Origin of the sequence: Amycolatopsis sp. NPDC005232, assembly GCF_040607795.1 — a bacterium.
In the GTDB taxonomy this organism is placed as follows: Bacteria; Actinomycetota; Actinomycetes; order Mycobacteriales; family Pseudonocardiaceae; genus Amycolatopsis.
The window spans coordinates 150,117-164,964 of record NZ_JBEXHL010000014.1 but is presented as its reverse complement, the minus strand read 5'-3'; the positions used below and the strand labels follow the sequence as shown (position 1 = coordinate 164,964).

At 71.6% G+C, this 14,848-nt stretch carries 14 protein-coding genes and 1 pseudogene; 10 read left to right on the top strand and 5 right to left on the bottom strand.

Annotated features, from left to right (window positions below; genetic code table 11):
* Nucleotides 1-37 precede the first annotated feature (37 nt).
* On the bottom strand, nt 38-1,087 hold the full coding sequence (locus ABZU76_RS26275; protein ID WP_354874019.1) for a nitronate monooxygenase: 1,050 nt from the start codon (nt 1,085-1,087) through the stop codon (nt 38-40).
* Nucleotides 1,088-1,160: 73 nt separating this feature from the next.
* Between ABZU76_RS26275 and ABZU76_RS26270 the strand changes: the two genes are divergently transcribed.
* Nucleotides 1,161-1,607: a pyridoxamine 5'-phosphate oxidase family protein gene (locus tag ABZU76_RS26270; protein WP_354874017.1), complete on the top strand. Its 447-nt coding sequence runs from the start codon at nt 1,161-1,163 to the stop codon at nt 1,605-1,607.
* Nucleotides 1,608-1,649: 42 nt separating this feature from the next.
* On the opposite strand, the gene lepA is transcribed toward ABZU76_RS26270, so the two are convergent.
* Nucleotides 1,650-3,500 (bottom strand): translation elongation factor 4, encoded by a 1,851-nt coding sequence (lepA, locus tag ABZU76_RS26265; protein ID WP_354874015.1) that lies wholly within the window; start codon nt 3,498-3,500, stop codon nt 1,650-1,652.
* 117 nt (nt 3,501-3,617) lie between these two features.
* Between lepA and ABZU76_RS26260 the strand changes: the two genes are divergently transcribed.
* The 9 genes from ABZU76_RS26260 (at nt 3,618) to ABZU76_RS26220 (ending at nt 12,909) form a co-directional block, all read left to right on the top strand.
* A complete protein-coding gene (locus ABZU76_RS26260) occupies nt 3,618-4,226 on the top strand; it encodes a class I SAM-dependent methyltransferase (RefSeq protein WP_354874013.1) in 609 nt (202 codons plus the stop codon).
* Between the two features lie 106 nt (nt 4,227-4,332).
* On the top strand, nt 4,333-5,238 hold the full coding sequence (locus tag ABZU76_RS26255) for a LysR family transcriptional regulator (RefSeq protein WP_354874011.1): 906 nt from the start codon (nt 4,333-4,335) through the stop codon (nt 5,236-5,238).
* Nucleotides 5,239-5,313: 75 nt separating this feature from the next.
* A complete protein-coding gene (locus ABZU76_RS26250) occupies nt 5,314-6,657 on the top strand; it encodes an MmgE/PrpD family protein (protein WP_354874009.1) in 1,344 nt (447 codons plus the stop codon).
* On the top strand, nt 6,654-7,262 hold the full coding sequence (locus ABZU76_RS26245; RefSeq protein ID WP_354874007.1) for an MmgE/PrpD family protein: 609 nt from the start codon (nt 6,654-6,656) through the stop codon (nt 7,260-7,262). The genes ABZU76_RS26250 and ABZU76_RS26245 overlap by 4 nt, the downstream gene beginning before the upstream one ends.
* 539 nt (nt 7,263-7,801) lie before the next feature.
* Nucleotides 7,802-8,290 (top strand): tripartite tricarboxylate transporter TctB family protein, encoded by a 489-nt coding sequence (locus tag ABZU76_RS26240; RefSeq protein WP_354874005.1) that lies wholly within the window; start codon nt 7,802-7,804, stop codon nt 8,288-8,290.
* A 42-nt stretch (nt 8,291-8,332) separates the two neighbouring features.
* A complete protein-coding gene (locus ABZU76_RS26235) occupies nt 8,333-9,856 on the top strand; it encodes a tripartite tricarboxylate transporter permease (RefSeq protein WP_220242848.1) in 1,524 nt (507 codons plus the stop codon).
* Between the two features lie 13 nt (nt 9,857-9,869).
* Nucleotides 9,870-10,859, top strand: coding sequence for a tripartite tricarboxylate transporter substrate binding protein (locus tag ABZU76_RS26230; protein ID WP_354874003.1), 990 nt, complete (start codon nt 9,870-9,872; stop codon nt 10,857-10,859).
* 26 nt (nt 10,860-10,885) lie between these two features.
* Nucleotides 10,886-12,229 carry an MmgE/PrpD family protein gene (locus tag ABZU76_RS26225; protein ID WP_354874001.1) on the top strand — a complete coding sequence of 448 codons (1,344 nt, stop codon included), beginning with the start codon at nt 10,886-10,888 and terminating at the stop codon, nt 12,227-12,229.
* Nucleotides 12,226-12,909 (top strand): SDR family NAD(P)-dependent oxidoreductase, encoded by a 684-nt coding sequence (locus ABZU76_RS26220; protein WP_354873999.1) that lies wholly within the window; start codon nt 12,226-12,228, stop codon nt 12,907-12,909. Before ABZU76_RS26225 ends, ABZU76_RS26220 begins: the two co-directional genes overlap by 4 nt.
* 211 nt (nt 12,910-13,120) lie before the next feature.
* On the opposite strand, the pseudogene ABZU76_RS26215 reads toward ABZU76_RS26220, so the two are convergent.
* From ABZU76_RS26215 to ABZU76_RS26205, 3 genes and pseudogenes are all read right to left on the bottom strand, one after another.
* Nucleotides 13,121-13,231: pseudogene (locus ABZU76_RS26215) on the bottom strand (IS481 family transposase); the annotation flags it as partial.
* A gap of 161 nt (nt 13,232-13,392) precedes the next feature.
* Nucleotides 13,393-13,767 (bottom strand): VOC family protein, encoded by a 375-nt coding sequence (locus tag ABZU76_RS26210; RefSeq protein ID WP_354873997.1) that lies wholly within the window; start codon nt 13,765-13,767, stop codon nt 13,393-13,395.
* A gap of 22 nt (nt 13,768-13,789) precedes the next feature.
* Nucleotides 13,790-14,653, bottom strand: coding sequence for an EamA family transporter (locus tag ABZU76_RS26205; protein WP_354873995.1), 864 nt, complete (start codon nt 14,651-14,653; stop codon nt 13,790-13,792).
* Nucleotides 14,654-14,848: the final 195 nt, after the last annotated feature.

The following is a 14,848-nucleotide window of genomic DNA, read 5'->3' as shown; positions in this document are numbered from 1 at the left end:
GAGCGCACCGAACGCCGCATTGGGGAGCTGGGTGCTGTCAGCCCAGGCGGTCGAGGCGAGCGGCCGCTGCCTTGGCTTCCGCGCGCAGGCGTTCAACCACCGATGCGGCGGACCCGTCGTCAGCGAGGGGGTAGGTCTGTCCGGCCCAGAGGGACATCGCCTCGGGGTCGTCGGCGCGCGCGGCGGCCGCGCGGATGGGCTTGCTGATGTGGTGCAGTTGCGGGTACGCGGCGGGCGCGTGGGCCGAGAGGTCGCTCAGCACGCGGTTGACCATGCCCCGCGCCGGACGGCCGCTGAAGGCGCGCGTGAACGCCGTCAGCCGGCCTGCCTCCGCCAGTGCCCGGCGTTGCGCGGACGGTGTGCCGGCCTCCGTGGTCTGCAGGAACGCCGTGCCCAGCTGGGCCGCCGACGCACCGGCCGCCAGCACGGCCGCCACGTCGGCACCGTGCACCAGCCCGCCCGTGGCGACCAGCGGCAGGCTCGTGCGCGCGGAGATCAGCCGCAGCAGGGCGAGCAGGCCGTACTGCTCGCCGCCGGCCGGGTTCGACGCGTTGTCGGTGAACAAGCCGCGGTGCCCGCCCGCTTCGAAGCCCTGCACCACGAGCGCGTCGGCACCCCGAGCCGCCGCAAGGTCGGCTTCCTCGGGATTGGTGACGGTGACCGCCACCTTGCCGCCCGCCTCGTGGACGCGGTGTACCTCGGCCGAAGTCGGCGCGCCGAACGTGAACGACACCAGCGGCACGCGGTGGCGCACGACCGCGTCGAGCTTCGCGGGGTACTCGTCGTCGTCCCAGATCGGCTCGCCCGGCTCGACGCCGTAGCGCAGGGCCTCGGTGAGCATCCGCTCGCGGTGGTCGGTGACGTCCATGGTCGAGCGGCTGCCCGGCACGAACAGGTTCACGCCGAACTTCCCGCCGGTGAGGTCGGCGGTGTGGGCGATCTTCGCCTCCAGCGTCTCCGCCGACAGGTGCCCCGCGGCGAGGAAGCCGAAGCCGCCCGCAGCCGTGACCGCCGCGATGAGCTGAGGTGTCGTGGGGCCGCCCGCCATCGGCGCCACGATCACGGGGAACTCGAGATCATCGAACATGCGCCGAGCCTAGTGGCGCGCCCCGGTGGGCGAGCGGGGAAGACACACACCCGCCACGGCGTTAATGTGCGGCATGACCGCCGATCTGGAGCACGTCCGCGCGCTGTCCTTGCAGGAGAACGGCCTCGCGACCATCTCGACCACCCGCGCCGACGGGACGGTGCACTCGTCCGTCGTCAACGCCGGGGTCTTCGACGACCCGGTGACCGGCAAACCCGGCATCGCCCTCGTGGCGATGGGCGGGGCCCACAAGCTCAAGCTGCTGCGCACCACCGGCCACGCGACGCTCACGTTCCGCCGCGGCTGGGACTGGGTGTCGGTGACCGGGAAAACCCACCTCATCGGCCCCGACGACCCCGACGCGGCCTTCGACCCGGCCGGCCTGCCGACGCTGCTGCGCGACGTCTTCAAGGCCGCCACCGGAACCCACAACGACTGGGCCGAGTACGACCGCGTGATGGCCGAGGAGCGCCGCGTCGCGGTGTTCGTTTCGGCCGAGAAGATCATCGGCAACCGCTGAAGCCCGCTCGGCGAGCCCGCCGCTGAGCGGGCTCGCCGTCGGCTATTTCTTGGCCTTACCGCTGTCCTCAGTGGACAGAGCCGCGACGAAGGCCTCTTGCGGCACCTCGACCCGGCCCACGGTCTTCATGCGCTTCTTGCCTTCCTTCTGCTTCTCGAGCAGCTTGCGCTTGCGGGAGATGTCACCGCCGTAGCACTTGGCGAGCACGTCCTTGCGGATCGCGCGGATCGTCTCGCGCGCGATGATGCGCGCGCCGATGGCCGCCTGGATCGGCACCTCGAACTGCTGGCGCGGGATGAGCTCGCGCAGCCGCGTGGCCATGCGGTTGCCGTAGGTGTAGGCCGCGTCCTTGTGCACGATCGCCGAGAACGCGTCCACGGTCTCGCCCTGCAGCAGGATGTCGACCTTCACCAGCTCGGCGACCTGGTCGCCGGCCTCTTCGTAGTCGAGGCTCGCGTAGCCGCGCGTGCGCGACTTCAGCGTGTCGAAGAAGTCGAAGATGATCTCCGCGAGCGGGATGTTGTAGCGCAGCTCCACGCGGTCTTCGGAGAGGTAGTCCATGCCGAGCAGCACACCGCGTTTGCCCTGGCACAGCTCCATGATCGTGCCGACGAACTCGCTCGGCGCGAGGATGCTCACCTTCGACACCGGCTCGTGGACCTCGGAGATCTTGAGCCCGGTCGGCCAGTCGGACGGGTTGGTCACCACGATGTCGCTGCGGTCCTCGAGCACCACGCGGTAGACCACGTTGGGCGCCGTGGAGATGAGGTCGAGGCCGAACTCGCGCTCGAGCCGGTCGCGCGTGATCTCCAGGTGCAGCAGGCCGAGGAAGCCGCAGCGGAAGCCGAAGCCGAGTGCCACGGACGTCTCCGGCTCGTACGCCAGCGCCGCGTCGTTGAGCTGCAGCTTCTCCAGCGCCTCGCGCAGCTCCGGGTAGTCGGAACCGTCGACCGGGTACAGGCCCGAGTAGACCATCGGCTTCGGCTCGCGGTAGCCGGCCAGCGCTTCGGTGGCGCCGTGGCGTTCGGACGTGACCGTGTCACCGACCTTCGACTGGCGGACGTCCTTCACACCGGTGATCAGGTAGCCCACCTCGCCGACGCCGAGGCCCTTGCTGGGCTTGGGCTCGGGCGAGATGATGCCGACTTCCAGCAGCTCGTGGGTGGCGCCGGTGGACATCATGCGGATCTTCTCGCGCGGGGTGATCTTGCCGTCGACCACGCGGATGTAGGTGACAACGCCGCGGTAGGTGTCGTAGACCGAGTCGAAGATCATCGCGCGCGCCGGAGCGTCCGCGTCGCCGACCGGCGCCGGGACCTGGCGCACGACCTCGTCGAGCAGCGCGCCGACGCCGACGCCCGTCTTCGCCGAGACGCGCAGCACGTCGGTGGGCTCGCAGCCGATGATGTGCGCGAGCTCGGCCGCGTACTTGTCGGGGTCGGCCGAGGGCAGGTCGATCTTGTTGAGCACCGGGATGATCTGGAGGTTGTTCTCCAGCGCCAGGTAGAGGTTGGCCAGCGTCTGCGCCTCGATGCCCTGCGCGGCGTCGACCAGCAGGACCGCGCCTTCGCACGCCTCCAGGGCGCGCGAGACCTCGTAGGTGAAGTCCACGTGGCCGGGGGTGTCGATCATGTGCAGCACGTGATCCTGGCCCTGGACCTGCCAGGGCAGGCGCACGTTCTGGGCCTTGATCGTGATGCCGCGCTCACGCTCGATGTCCATCCGGTCGAGGTACTGCGCGCGCATCGCCCGTTCCTCGACGACGCCGGTGAGCTGCAGCATGCGGTCCGCCAGCGTCGACTTGCCGTGGTCGATGTGGGCGATGATGCAGAAGTTGCGGATCAGTTCCGGCGGCGTGAAGGTGGTGTCGGCGAACGTCTTGGGCGCTGTCACTCGTGTGGTCCTCGGGAAAGGTCGGGGGTGGCCGCTTCCTATCGTCCCATGGACCTCCGGGTGCGGTTGGGGGTCATCCCCGATGCGAGCGCGCCGGGCTGGTGGTGACCTCGAAGGATGAGCACTCCAAACCCTCCCCCGGGCGCGTTCGACAGCGCCTTGGACAGCGCCCTCGACCGGGCGTTCGGCCACCCCAGCGGCCTCTTGGGCCGTGTCGGCGGCCGGCTGATGTCCCGCGCCAACGCCGCCACCGAACGCCGTCTCGTGGCACTGGCCCGCCTCGAACCCGACGAAACCGTGCTGGTCGTGGGCCCCGGCCCGGGCATCGGCCTCGACGCCGCGAGCCGCGTCGCCGGCAAGACCATCGGCGTCGAACCTTCGCCCGAGATGCGCGCCCTGTGCCACGAACGCTGCGGCGACCGCGCGGAGCTGCGGAGTGGCACGGCGGCCGCCACGGGCTCGCTCGATTCGTCGGTGGACGCCGTGCTCAGCGTCAACAACGTCCAGCTCTGGGACGACCGCGCGGCGGGCTTCGCCGAGCTGTTCCGCGTACTGCGCCCCGGTGGCCGGCTCCTGCTGTCGGCCCACGAGAAATGGTTGCCCATCCCCCGCCACGCCCTGGCCGCCGAAGTCACGGCGGCGGGCTTCACCGACCTCCAGACGTGGACCTGGGAACCCCCGGGCTTCGCGACGCTGGCGGCGCAGCTGAGGGCTCGCAAGCCCTAGCGCGAGTCTCCGCCTTCGCGGCGCGGCCGCTCGCGACGGCGCGAGCCCACCCCGCCGGATCGTGCCGGTCGGCGACGGAGAGGCACCGGGCAGGTAGAACGGGAGGGTGATATACGGTGCCGACGACGTTTCGTTCCATGACCTCGAGGTTTTCATCGCCTTCGCACGGCGCGAGCACTTCGCCCAGGCCGGCGAGGACCTGGGGTTGAACACCGCGACGGTGCAACGCAGTGTGCGGGGGCTGGAGCGCAAGCTCGGGGTCGCGCTCGTCGAACAGGCCGGGCGACGGGTGCGGCTGAGGCACGCCGGGCACGTCCTCGCGCAGGAGGCGAGCATGGTGCTGCGGGCCCGCTCGGACGTCGTCGCCAAGACGCGGGAAGAAGCCGGCGGTCCCCAGCAGGTGCTGCGGATCGCGCACACCTACTCGCTCGGCCTCGGGTTCGTGCCGACGGTGCTGGCGAAGGTGCTGGAACGGAATCCCGACCTGCGGTTCCGCTGCCACCAGACGTCGGCGACGGAGGTGGTGACCCACCTGCTGCGCGGCGACGCCGACGTGATCTTCGGCTCCACCCCGCCCACCGACCCCGACATCGTGGTGCTGCCGTTGTTCAGCGAGCCGTTGCTGCTCGCGGTGCCGGCGGGCGACCCGCTCGCGGCACACGACTCGGTGGCGCTGCGGACGGCACGGAACCGGCCGTTCGTCGCGATGGCGGCCGGGTCCAGCAGCCGCACCCACATGGCCAACGCGTGCGCCCGGGCCGGATTCGTGCCGCGGATCGCGGTCGAGGGCAGCGATCCGTTCATCGTCGAGTCGATGGTGGGTGCCGGTCTGGGGGTGTCCGTGGTGCCGGGCCGGATGGCCGACCACCACCATCCCCGGGTGACGCGGATCCCGATCGACGACCAAAGCGGGCACCGGACGGTCTTCCTGGCGCATCCGAAGAAGTCGGCCGTCGCCGCCATGGTCCGAGTGCTCGCGAAGGTAGCGGTGGCGCAGGGGAGCGTCGTTTGATCATTGTGCAAAACGCAATGATTGGGGCGTGAGGTTGGCGTTGTTCGGCCGCGGGCGGGGCGGAATGCTCGCCGCATGCCATTCGTAACAACGCAAGTCTTCTGCGCGAACGTGCGGAAGGCGGCGGACGCTCCGCTGCCCGAAACGGTGTCGCGAGCCGCGCGGCGCAGTCTGTTCAACGTGCTGGGCACGGCGATCGGCGCAGCTCGGACCCCCGCGGTCGAGGCGCTGCTCGCCACGGCGGAGGAGCTCGGCGCCGCCGGTGCCGTGCCCGTCCCCGGGCGGGCGGAGCTGCTCGACCCCGAGTGGGCCGCGAACGTCGTGGGCACCGCCGCCCACCTCGACGACTTCGACGACACCCATCTCGCCACGGTGATCCACCCCGGCGCGGCCGTGCTCGCCGCGGTGCTGGCGCTGGCGCCAGAAACGACGCCCGACGGCGCGACCGCGCTCGAGGCGTTCGCCCTCGGGTGCGAGGCGCAGCTGCGGATCGGTGTCGCGATCTCGCCCAGCCACTACGACTACGGCTGGCACATCACCGGCACGTGCGGCGTGTTCGGCGCGGCCGTCGCCGCCGCGCACCTGCTGGGGCTCGACGCCGACCAGCTCGGTCACGCTCTCGGGATCGCGTCGACCGGCACGCTGGGCCAGCGCGAGGCGTTCGGCTCCATGACCAAACCGTTGCACCCCGGCAAGGCCGCGGCGGTGGGCGTCTTCGCGGCCCGCCTGGCCGCCGCCGGGCTGACCGCCCCCGAGGATCCGCTGGGACCCGGTGGGGTGCTGCCGGTGTTCTCCGAGCCCGACTACGACGAGCTGCGGCGCGACTGGGCCGGCACGTGGGAGCTGGAGTACAACGCGTTCAAGCCGTATCCGTGCGGGATCGTCGCGCATCCCGCGATCGACGCGGCGATCGGCGCTTCCGCGGCCGTCGGCGATCCGGGCGCGATCACCGCTGTGCGGATCAGCTGTCACCCACTGGTGCCGGAGCTGATGGGCCGGTTGCAGCCCGCGGACGGCCTGCAGGCGCGGTTCAGCGCGCGGCACGCCGCGGCGGTCGGTCTGCTCGACGGCGAGGTCGGGCTGCGGCAGTTCTCCGACGAGCGGGCGATCGACGAGGACGTGACCCGGCTGCGGGCGCTGACCGAGCTCGTGCCCACCCCCGACTGCCCCCGTGACTCGGCGACGATCCGCGTGGAGCGCGCCGGTGCCGAGCCCGTGGAAGTCCACATCGAACACGCGCGCGGCAGCATGGCCCGCCCGCTGACCGACGAAGAGCTCTTCACCAAGGTCGACCGGCTGGTCGAACCGGTGCTGGGCGCCGGCGCCGCCCGCAAGATCGAGGCGGCTGTCGACGGCCTTCCCGGTGCGCCCGGGATCGACGCGGTGATCGAGGCAGTGCGACCGGAGGTGGCGAAGTGATCGGGACGGACGCGGTGCTGGAACTGGTGTACGCACCGGTCGACGAAACGGCACGCACTAAGGCAGCCGGGGCACTGGCACAGGTCCGGGCGGCCTCGCCGGACCCGGTGTTGAGCGGCGTGCTGGGCGCTTCGGCGTCCCGCTCGACGGGCCGTGCCTGGCTCTTCGGCGCCGCGGCGGCGAATCTGCGGCCCGAAGTCGAGTGGTCCGCGGCGCTGGCCGCGGCCGCCGCTCTCGACGCCGACGCCGACGCGGTCGTCGCCGGCTCCACGGTCGCCCAGGCGGTCGCCGATGCCCTCGGCCCCCAGCACGTCGCGGCCGGCTGGTGCCTCGAAACCACCGCGGGCGTCGTCGGCGCAGCGGCGGCGGCCGCCCGCGTGCTCGGTCTGCGGGACTCCGCGCTCCGCTACGCCGTCGGCATCGCCGCCACCCAGGCCTCGGGCCTGCAGTCCGTCGTCGGCTCTCCGCTCGGCGCCGTGCAGGTCGGCCGTGCCGCCGCCACGGGTGTGGAGGCGGCACTCATGGCCCGCAACGGCTTCACCGCCGCCGAGGACCCCCTGGCGGGCCGCCGCGGCCTGTACGCGCTGATGTCGGCGCCCCGGTAGCCGTCCGAGCACAACCGAGCGAAGGCGAGAACACGGTGAGCAGCGAGGAACCTGTGCAGCGCAGCCCGGGAGCCCGCCGGAACGGGAACCGTCCGACGAGGACGGACCCACCGGCAGCCACCGGTGACACCGGAATCCCGGAGGCCGCGCCCGTCGTGGCGGGCGCGGCCGATGGTGCCGGTGGTTCCGAGACCGCGGTGGCGCGCGACGCCGCCCCGGCGGTGAGAAAGGGCGGCGGCACACCAAGTCCGGGCACCGGTGGTTCCGGGTCCGCGGCGCCGGGAAGTGCCGCGGCGGGCATCGCCGACGGGACGGAAAGCCCGAAGGCTGTGGCGTCGGATGGCGCCACAGGTGGGGGAAGTGCCGGTTTCAGCGGGAATTCGGAAGCCGCGGGTTCGCGTGACACCGCGACGGGAGAACCCGGTGAATCCCGGACTCGGGGCACCGCCGCGGCGGTCGCGACGGACGGCGGGCCGGCGGAAGTCACCACCCCGCCCGGCGCCGCGATCGCGGAGGCCACAGCCGCCGACCCTGAAGGCGTGCCCCGCCTGGACCGCTTCGCGATCGGGCAAGTCGTGTTCGGGGTCGTGTCCGTGGCGGTCGGGGTGGCGGCGCTCGTCGACGCCGCCGGGCTCGCGAAGTTCGGTAAGAGCGGCCAGCCCGGGCCGGGGTTGTTCCCGGATCTGATCGCGGCATTGCTGGTCGTGTTGGGGATCTGGCTGACGGTCCTGACGCTCGTCCGGCCGGTGCGCGCGGAGCCGAAGGAAGACGATGAGACCGTCGATCCACGGGGGTTCCGGCGGGTGGTCACCGTGTGGCTGGCGTTCGTCGTCTCGATTCCGTTGCTCGTATTGGTCGGCTTCGCGCCCGCGATGGCCGCGCTGGTCGCCTTCCTGGTGTTCGGGGTGGAGCGCATCCGCGGGTTCCGCCCGGTGCTCGCGGTCGTGCTCGTGCCGGCTCTGGTCTACCTGCTGTTCTCGGTCGTGCTCGGAGTCGAGCTGCCCGAGTCGATTCTCTTCCCCGTCTGATCCCGCCCTGCTTGCCCTCAGCTGGTCTCAAAGGAGAGTTCCATGGGCGCCTTGAACAACCTGCTCGACGGCTTCGCCGCCGCGCTCACCCCGACGAACCTGTTCTGGGTGGCGGTCGGCGTGGTGGTGGGCACGCTCGTCGGCATCCTGCCCGGGCTCGGCCCGCCCGCGACGCTCGCGATCCTGCTGCCGCTGACCACGAGCCTCCAACCGGCGACCGGCCTGATCCTGATGGCCGGCATCTATCACGGTGCGAAGTTCGCCGGATCGACCACGGCGATCCTGCTGAACATCCCGACTGAACCCTCGTCCGTGGTGCTCTGCCTGGACGGCCACGAACTCGCGAAGAAGGGCCGCGCGGGACCCGCGATGGGGATGTCCGCGATCTCCGGCTTCATCGCCAGCACAGTCGGCGTCGTCGCATTGACGTTCACGGCACCGGTCGTGGCCAAGCTGGCCGTGGACTTCGGCCCGCCGGAGTACGCCGCGCTGATGGTGTTCGCGCTGCTGCTGGTGATCATGATGGCCAGTGAATCGCCGTTGAAGGGTTTCATCTCGATGGGGCTGGGCCTGCTCCTGTCCACTGTGGGCATCGACCTGTTCACCGGGCAGCAGCGGCTGACCTTCGGCAGCGTCACGATGTCGGACGGCATCGAGTTCATCACGCTGTCCGTGGGCCTGTTCGCCGTCGCCGAGGTGCTGGTCAACGTGGAGAAGGCGAGCGGACGGCCCCTGTTCACCATGCCGTCCAAGTTCCGCGAACTGCTGCCCAGCAAAGCCGACCTGCGCCAGAGCTCGGGCGCGATCACGCTGGGTTCGGTGCTCGGCTTCCTCGTCGGCGCGCTGCCCGGCGGTGGCTCGACCGTCGCGTCCTTCCTGTCGTACACGCTGGTCAAGCGCACCTCACGGACCCCGGAGCGGTTCGGCAAGGGGGCCATGGAAGGCGTGGCCGGGCCGGAGGCGGCGAACAACTCCGAGTCCGGTGGCGCGATGATCCCGTTGCTCACCCTCGGCCTGCCCGGCACGGCGAGCACGGCCGTGATGCTGGCCGCGCTGCTGTTGTACGGCCTGCAGCCCGGGCCGCTGCTCTTCACCGAGCACCCGGAGATCGGCTGGCCGGTGATCGCGAGCCTCTACATCGGCAACGTCGCGCTCCTGATCCTGAACCTGCCGATGATCCCGATCTGGGTGAAGCTGCTGAAGGTGCCCTACTGGGTGCTCTACCCGGCGATCCTGGTGCTGGCCGTGGTGGGTGTGTACAGCATCCGCAGCTCCATGTTCGACGTCGCGCTGCTCGCCGTGTTCGGCGTGGTCGGTTACGTCTTCCGGAAGCTGGGGGTGCCCGCGGCGCCGATGCTGATGGCCTTCGTGCTGGGGCCGATGGCGGAGAACGCGGTGCGCCAGTCACTGGTGCTGTCGAAGAACAGCCCGCTGATCTTCGTGCAACGGCCGATCGCCGCGGTGATCCTCGGCGTGGCCGTGCTGGCCGCCATCGCGCTCGCCGTGACCGGGCGCCGCCGCCGCGCCACGCGGGCCGCGGTGCCCCAGCCCGTGGCCACCCACTGAACAAGGAGATCCCATGCGCACTTCCCTGAGATTGGGCGCCTGCCTCGCGGCGATGACGCTGATCCTCAGCGGCTGCGGCATCGCGCAGCGGCACTCCGCGAACGGGGTGCCGAGCCGGACCGAGGTCGTGGTCCACACCGGTCCGGGCGGGGGCAGCGACGTCTTCGCCCGGCAGGTCGTGAAGATGCTCCAGGACGACAAGCTGATCGACGCCAACTGGCCGGTCCGCAACGAGACCGCCGGCTCCGGCATCGGCGCGATGTCGTACCTCAAGGGCCGGCGCGGCCGTGAGGACACCATCGCGGCCATCACGCCGACGTGGATCGTCACGCCGCTGACCCTCGACGGCGCCGCGGTGTCGGTCTCCGACGTTCAGCCCATCGCCGGCCTGCTGGTCGAGCCACAAGTGATGGCGGTGCGAGCGGACTCGAAGTACCACACGGCGGCCGACTTCATCGCCGACGCGCGGGCTCACCCCGACGGCCTCGTGCAAGTCGGTGGCTCCGTCACCGCGACAGATTCCCTGACCGGACAGGCACTTCAGTCGAGGACCAAGACGAAGTGGAGCTTCCTGACGTTCTCCGACAGCGGCCAGCGCATCGCGTCGCTGCTGCGGGGCGACGCCCAGATGATGATCGGGTCCACCGGCGACTTCAGCGAGCAGGTACGGGCCGGCGCGATCCGCGTGATCGGGGCGGTCGGCGACAAGCGGCTGGCAGCGTTGCCGAACGTGCCGACGCTGGCTGAAGAGGGCGTGCCGAGCGAAGGCCTGCCCGAGGAGTTCCGCGGGTTCATGGGCCCGCCGGACATGCCGGCGCAGACCGTGGCCTACTACCAGGAGCAGCTGCGGAAGCTGAGCACGCGGCCGGACTGGAAGAAGTACGCCGAGACGGACGGTGACGTGACCAAGTTCCTGGACGCGAACCAGTTCCGGACCTACCTGGCGCAGCAGCAGGCTTCGCTGAAGAAGCTGGTGGACCAGCTGGGGCTGGCTTCGCGGTGACGGAAGACCGACAGGAGAGCGAAAAAGTGGACGAGACCCGGTCGCTGGCGGCATTCGCGTCGGCTCTGGCTTACGAGGACCTGCCGGAACAGGTGGTGCACGAGGCCCGTCGTGCGCTCATCGACTGGCTGGCGTGCGCGCTCGCGGGCGCCTCCGCGACGGGAACCGGGGCGCTGGTGCGGGTGGCCGGCCGCGTCGGCCCCGGGACCACCACGCTCATCGGCCGCCGCGAGCGGGCTTCGGCGCCGTTCGCGGCTCTGGTGAACGGGTTCGCCTCGCACGTCGAGGACTACGACGACACGTTCAACCCCGGTGGCACGACCGTGCACGGTTCGGCGCCGGTGTGGCCGGTGGTCTTCGCGTCGGCCGAGCAGGTACCGATCAGCGGCGCTCGGGCCTTGGCCGCGTTCGTCGCCGGATTCGAGACGGAGACCCGGGTCGGGCTCGCGGCAGGACCGGAGCACTACGAGGCGGGCTGGCATGTCACCGGCACGACCGGGCACCTGGGCGCGGCGGCCGCCGCGGCGAATCTGCTCGGCCTGGCGCCGGACGTGACGGCGCAGGCGTTCGGGACGGCGGGGACACAGGCCGCGGGGCTGAAGAACGTCTACGGCACCGACGGAAAGGCCCTGCACCCCGGTAAGGCCGCGATGGACGGCTTGCTGGCGGGGCTGGCCGCGGCCGAAGGATTCACGTCTTCCACCGACATCCTGGAGGGGGAGCGGGGATTCCTGGCGGTGCTCTCGCCGGCACCCAAACCGGACCGGCTCACCGAAGGCCTCCACAAGACGTGGCACGTCCTGGCCAACGGGTACAAGGCCTACCCGAGCGGCTCGCTCACCCATCCCACGCTCGACGCGATCCGGACCTTGCGCGCACGCCACGGCTTCACGGCCGAGGAAGTGTCCGAAGTGGAGGCACGAGTGCACCCCTACGCCGCGACCGTGACCGGTAAGGTGCGGCCCCGCACGGGTCTCGACGCGAAGTTCAGCCTCACCCACGGCGCGGCGGTGGCCCTGGTGGCGCAGCGGCCGGGACTCGAGCACTTCAGCGACGCCGGCGCGACCGACCCGGTCCTGATGGAGGTGCGGGAACGGGTCACGGTCGTGGCCGACCTGACGCTGACGAAACGCGGTGCCGTCGTCACCGTCACGACCTCTGACGGGCAGCGGTTCACCGAGTCCGTGGCGGACAACCGCGGCACGCCGGACAACCCGCTGCCGGACGACGACCTCGCGGCGAAGTTCCTCGACACCGCGGCGCCGCGGTTGGGCGCGGAACCGGCTCGGGAGCTGCTCGACCTCTGTTGGCGGATCAGCGCGGACGAAGACTTCGCCGCGCTGGTCCGGCGGACGGGAGCGGTCTCGTGACCCCGCCGATCGCGATCGTCACGGGCGGCGTGCGCAACCTCGGCCGTGCGATCGCCCTCGCGCTGGCTGCCGACGGCTTCGGCGTGGTGGTGACCGCGGGTTCGGACCACGCGACGGCGCAGCAGACCGCCGGGGAGATTGCCGCGCTCGGGGTGCCGGCCCTCGGGCTGGTCGCGGACGTCGCCGATCCGGCCGCCGTCGCCGGCATGGTCGAGCGGGCCGCCGAGCTCGGCCCGGTGCGGGTGCTGGTGAACAATGCCGCGCTGCGCACCCGCGTCCCGTTCGACGAACTGACGCTCGCCGAATGGGCGGCGGTGCGCTCGGTGACCCTCGACGGCGCTTTCCACTGCGCCCACGCCGTCCTCCCGCACTTGCGCCGCGCGGGCGGTGGCCGCATCGTCTCGATGATCGGCGCCAACGCCCTGCGCGGTGATCCGTCGCGGGTGCACCTCTCCGCCGCCAAACACGGGGTTGTCGGGCTGACCAAGGCCCTCTCCGCCGCCTACGCCGCCGAAGGGATCACGGTGAACGCCGTGTCCCCGGGTCGGATGAACGCTCCCGACGCAGCCGAGTCGGAGCTGCGCCGCGAGCGCGTGGCGGCGACCGTCGCGTTCCTCGCGTCCCCGGCGGCCGGGCACGTGACCGGACAGCTGATCTCGGCGGGGCCGCCGGAGGCCTAGGGTGCGGTCGAGGCGGTCGACCCTTTCCGTTTCGCCGAAGATGCCCTGGTCGGCGGCTTAAGTGATCGCGCGGGCAGGGCACGCGGCGCAGGTCGGCCTTTCCCGTCGGCGTGGATCCCGGAGCAAGTCAGGCGGGAGTGGAGGTAGTCGTATCCGATCTTGACGCCGCGGTCACGGGTGGCTGCCCGCCGGGCACAGCCGTGGGCTCGCCGGGGATCCGGCCGGCCGTTTCGACGTCAAGGCCGACCAGCCCACCGGGCCGGCACCGCTCGTAGCGGATTGCGGTGGTCCTGCCGGCCCGGATCACTTGCCCGCCGATCGGGGCCGGGTGTCGCCGGACGCGGCACCCGGTGGCGCGCCGTCACGTGGGCGGCACCGTCCGTGTCGGGGCACCCAACCCGTGGCCCGGTCAGGCCTGCCTCCGCCGCTCACGTTGCCGCAAGGCCACGATTCGCTGCTCGACCTCGCGCCACTGGCCCACGCCTAGCGCGAGTCCGTCCGCAGCGGGTGGTCGGGCGGCACCTGCACCAGGACGATGCGCAGGCCGTCCGGGTCGGCGATCCAGGCCTCGTCCAGCCCCCACGGCTCGCGGCGCGCCCCGCGGACCGGCGTGACGCCGCGCGCGGCCAGCTCCTCGAGCGTCGCCGGCAGGTCGCGGACCTGCAGCCACAGGTCGACGGCCGCCGAAGGGTTGGCGTCGTTGCTGCCCACGACCTCGATCGAACCGCCGCCCGCGAAGAAGACCGTGCCACCGGGGAACTCGCGCTGGATCGCCAGCCCGAGCGTGTCCCGGTAGAACGCGGTCGAGGCCTCCAGGTCGCGCGGGTGGATCAGCACCCGGCTGCTCAGTACGTCCATGCGTCCTGCCTACCCGAGTGGCTCAGGCCACCGCAATCGCGACGATCCCGGCCAGCACCACCAGCGAGCCCACCAGCCGGCGCGCCGCGTTCCGCTCACCGAGCACGAACCACGCCGCGAGCCCGCCCAGCACGATCGACAGCTCCCGCGCCGGGGCGACCAGGCTGACCGGCGCCATCCGCAGCGCGTACAGCACCAGCAGGTACGCCGCGGGTGAGGCGATCCCGACGATCAGCGTCTCCTTGCGGTGCTCGCGCCAGAGCTTCGCGACCTCGGCCCGGTCACGCAGGGCCGCGGGCGCCAGCAGCACGCTCTGCACCAGCGCGCCGCAGCCGAAGTACACGAGGGGCGGCACCGCGAGCGTCGTCACCGAGTGGGCGTCCCAGAGCGTGTAGGCCGCGATGGTCGCCCCGGTGAGCACGCCGTAGAACACACCGGCGCGGCGCGCTTTGACGTCGGCCTTGCTGCCGCCGAGGCTGATCACGAGCACGCCCGCCACCACGAGGAACGCCCCGATCAGGCCCAGCACGCCGGGGTGCTCGTGCAGCACGAGCACCGCTGCCAGCACCGACAGCAGCGGCCCGGTGCCGCGCGCGAGCGGGTAGACGATCGACAGGTCGCCGACGGCGTACCCGCGCTGCAGCACTGTGCCGTACGCCACGTGCAGCACGGCTGTCACCCCGGCGGCGAGCAGCCAGGTCCACTGTGGACGTTCGTTTTCGACCAGGAGTGCCGTGATGACCACGGGAAGCAGCACCACGGCGGAGACGGTGTAGTACAGCCACACGAACCGCGGCCCGCCGAAGGTGACGCGCTTCGCGGCGAGGTTCCACCCCGCGTGCACGACGGCGGCGATGAGGACGAACGACAGAGCTGTGGTGTTCACCGGACCCCTTCGGGTCTTCCGCGCACGCGGAAGGCCGGGTCCTCCAGGCTTTTGTCCCGTCAGATGAACGGCGGGCGTCGGGCCGCGCCGATGGTGCCGCTCGGACCTGTCCCGCCGGCCCTGCTTGTCTTGCGTCTCGTCTCGCGTTGGCGCGGCGGGCCGGCAGCGGAACCCTAGGCACTACGTTCTCCACGG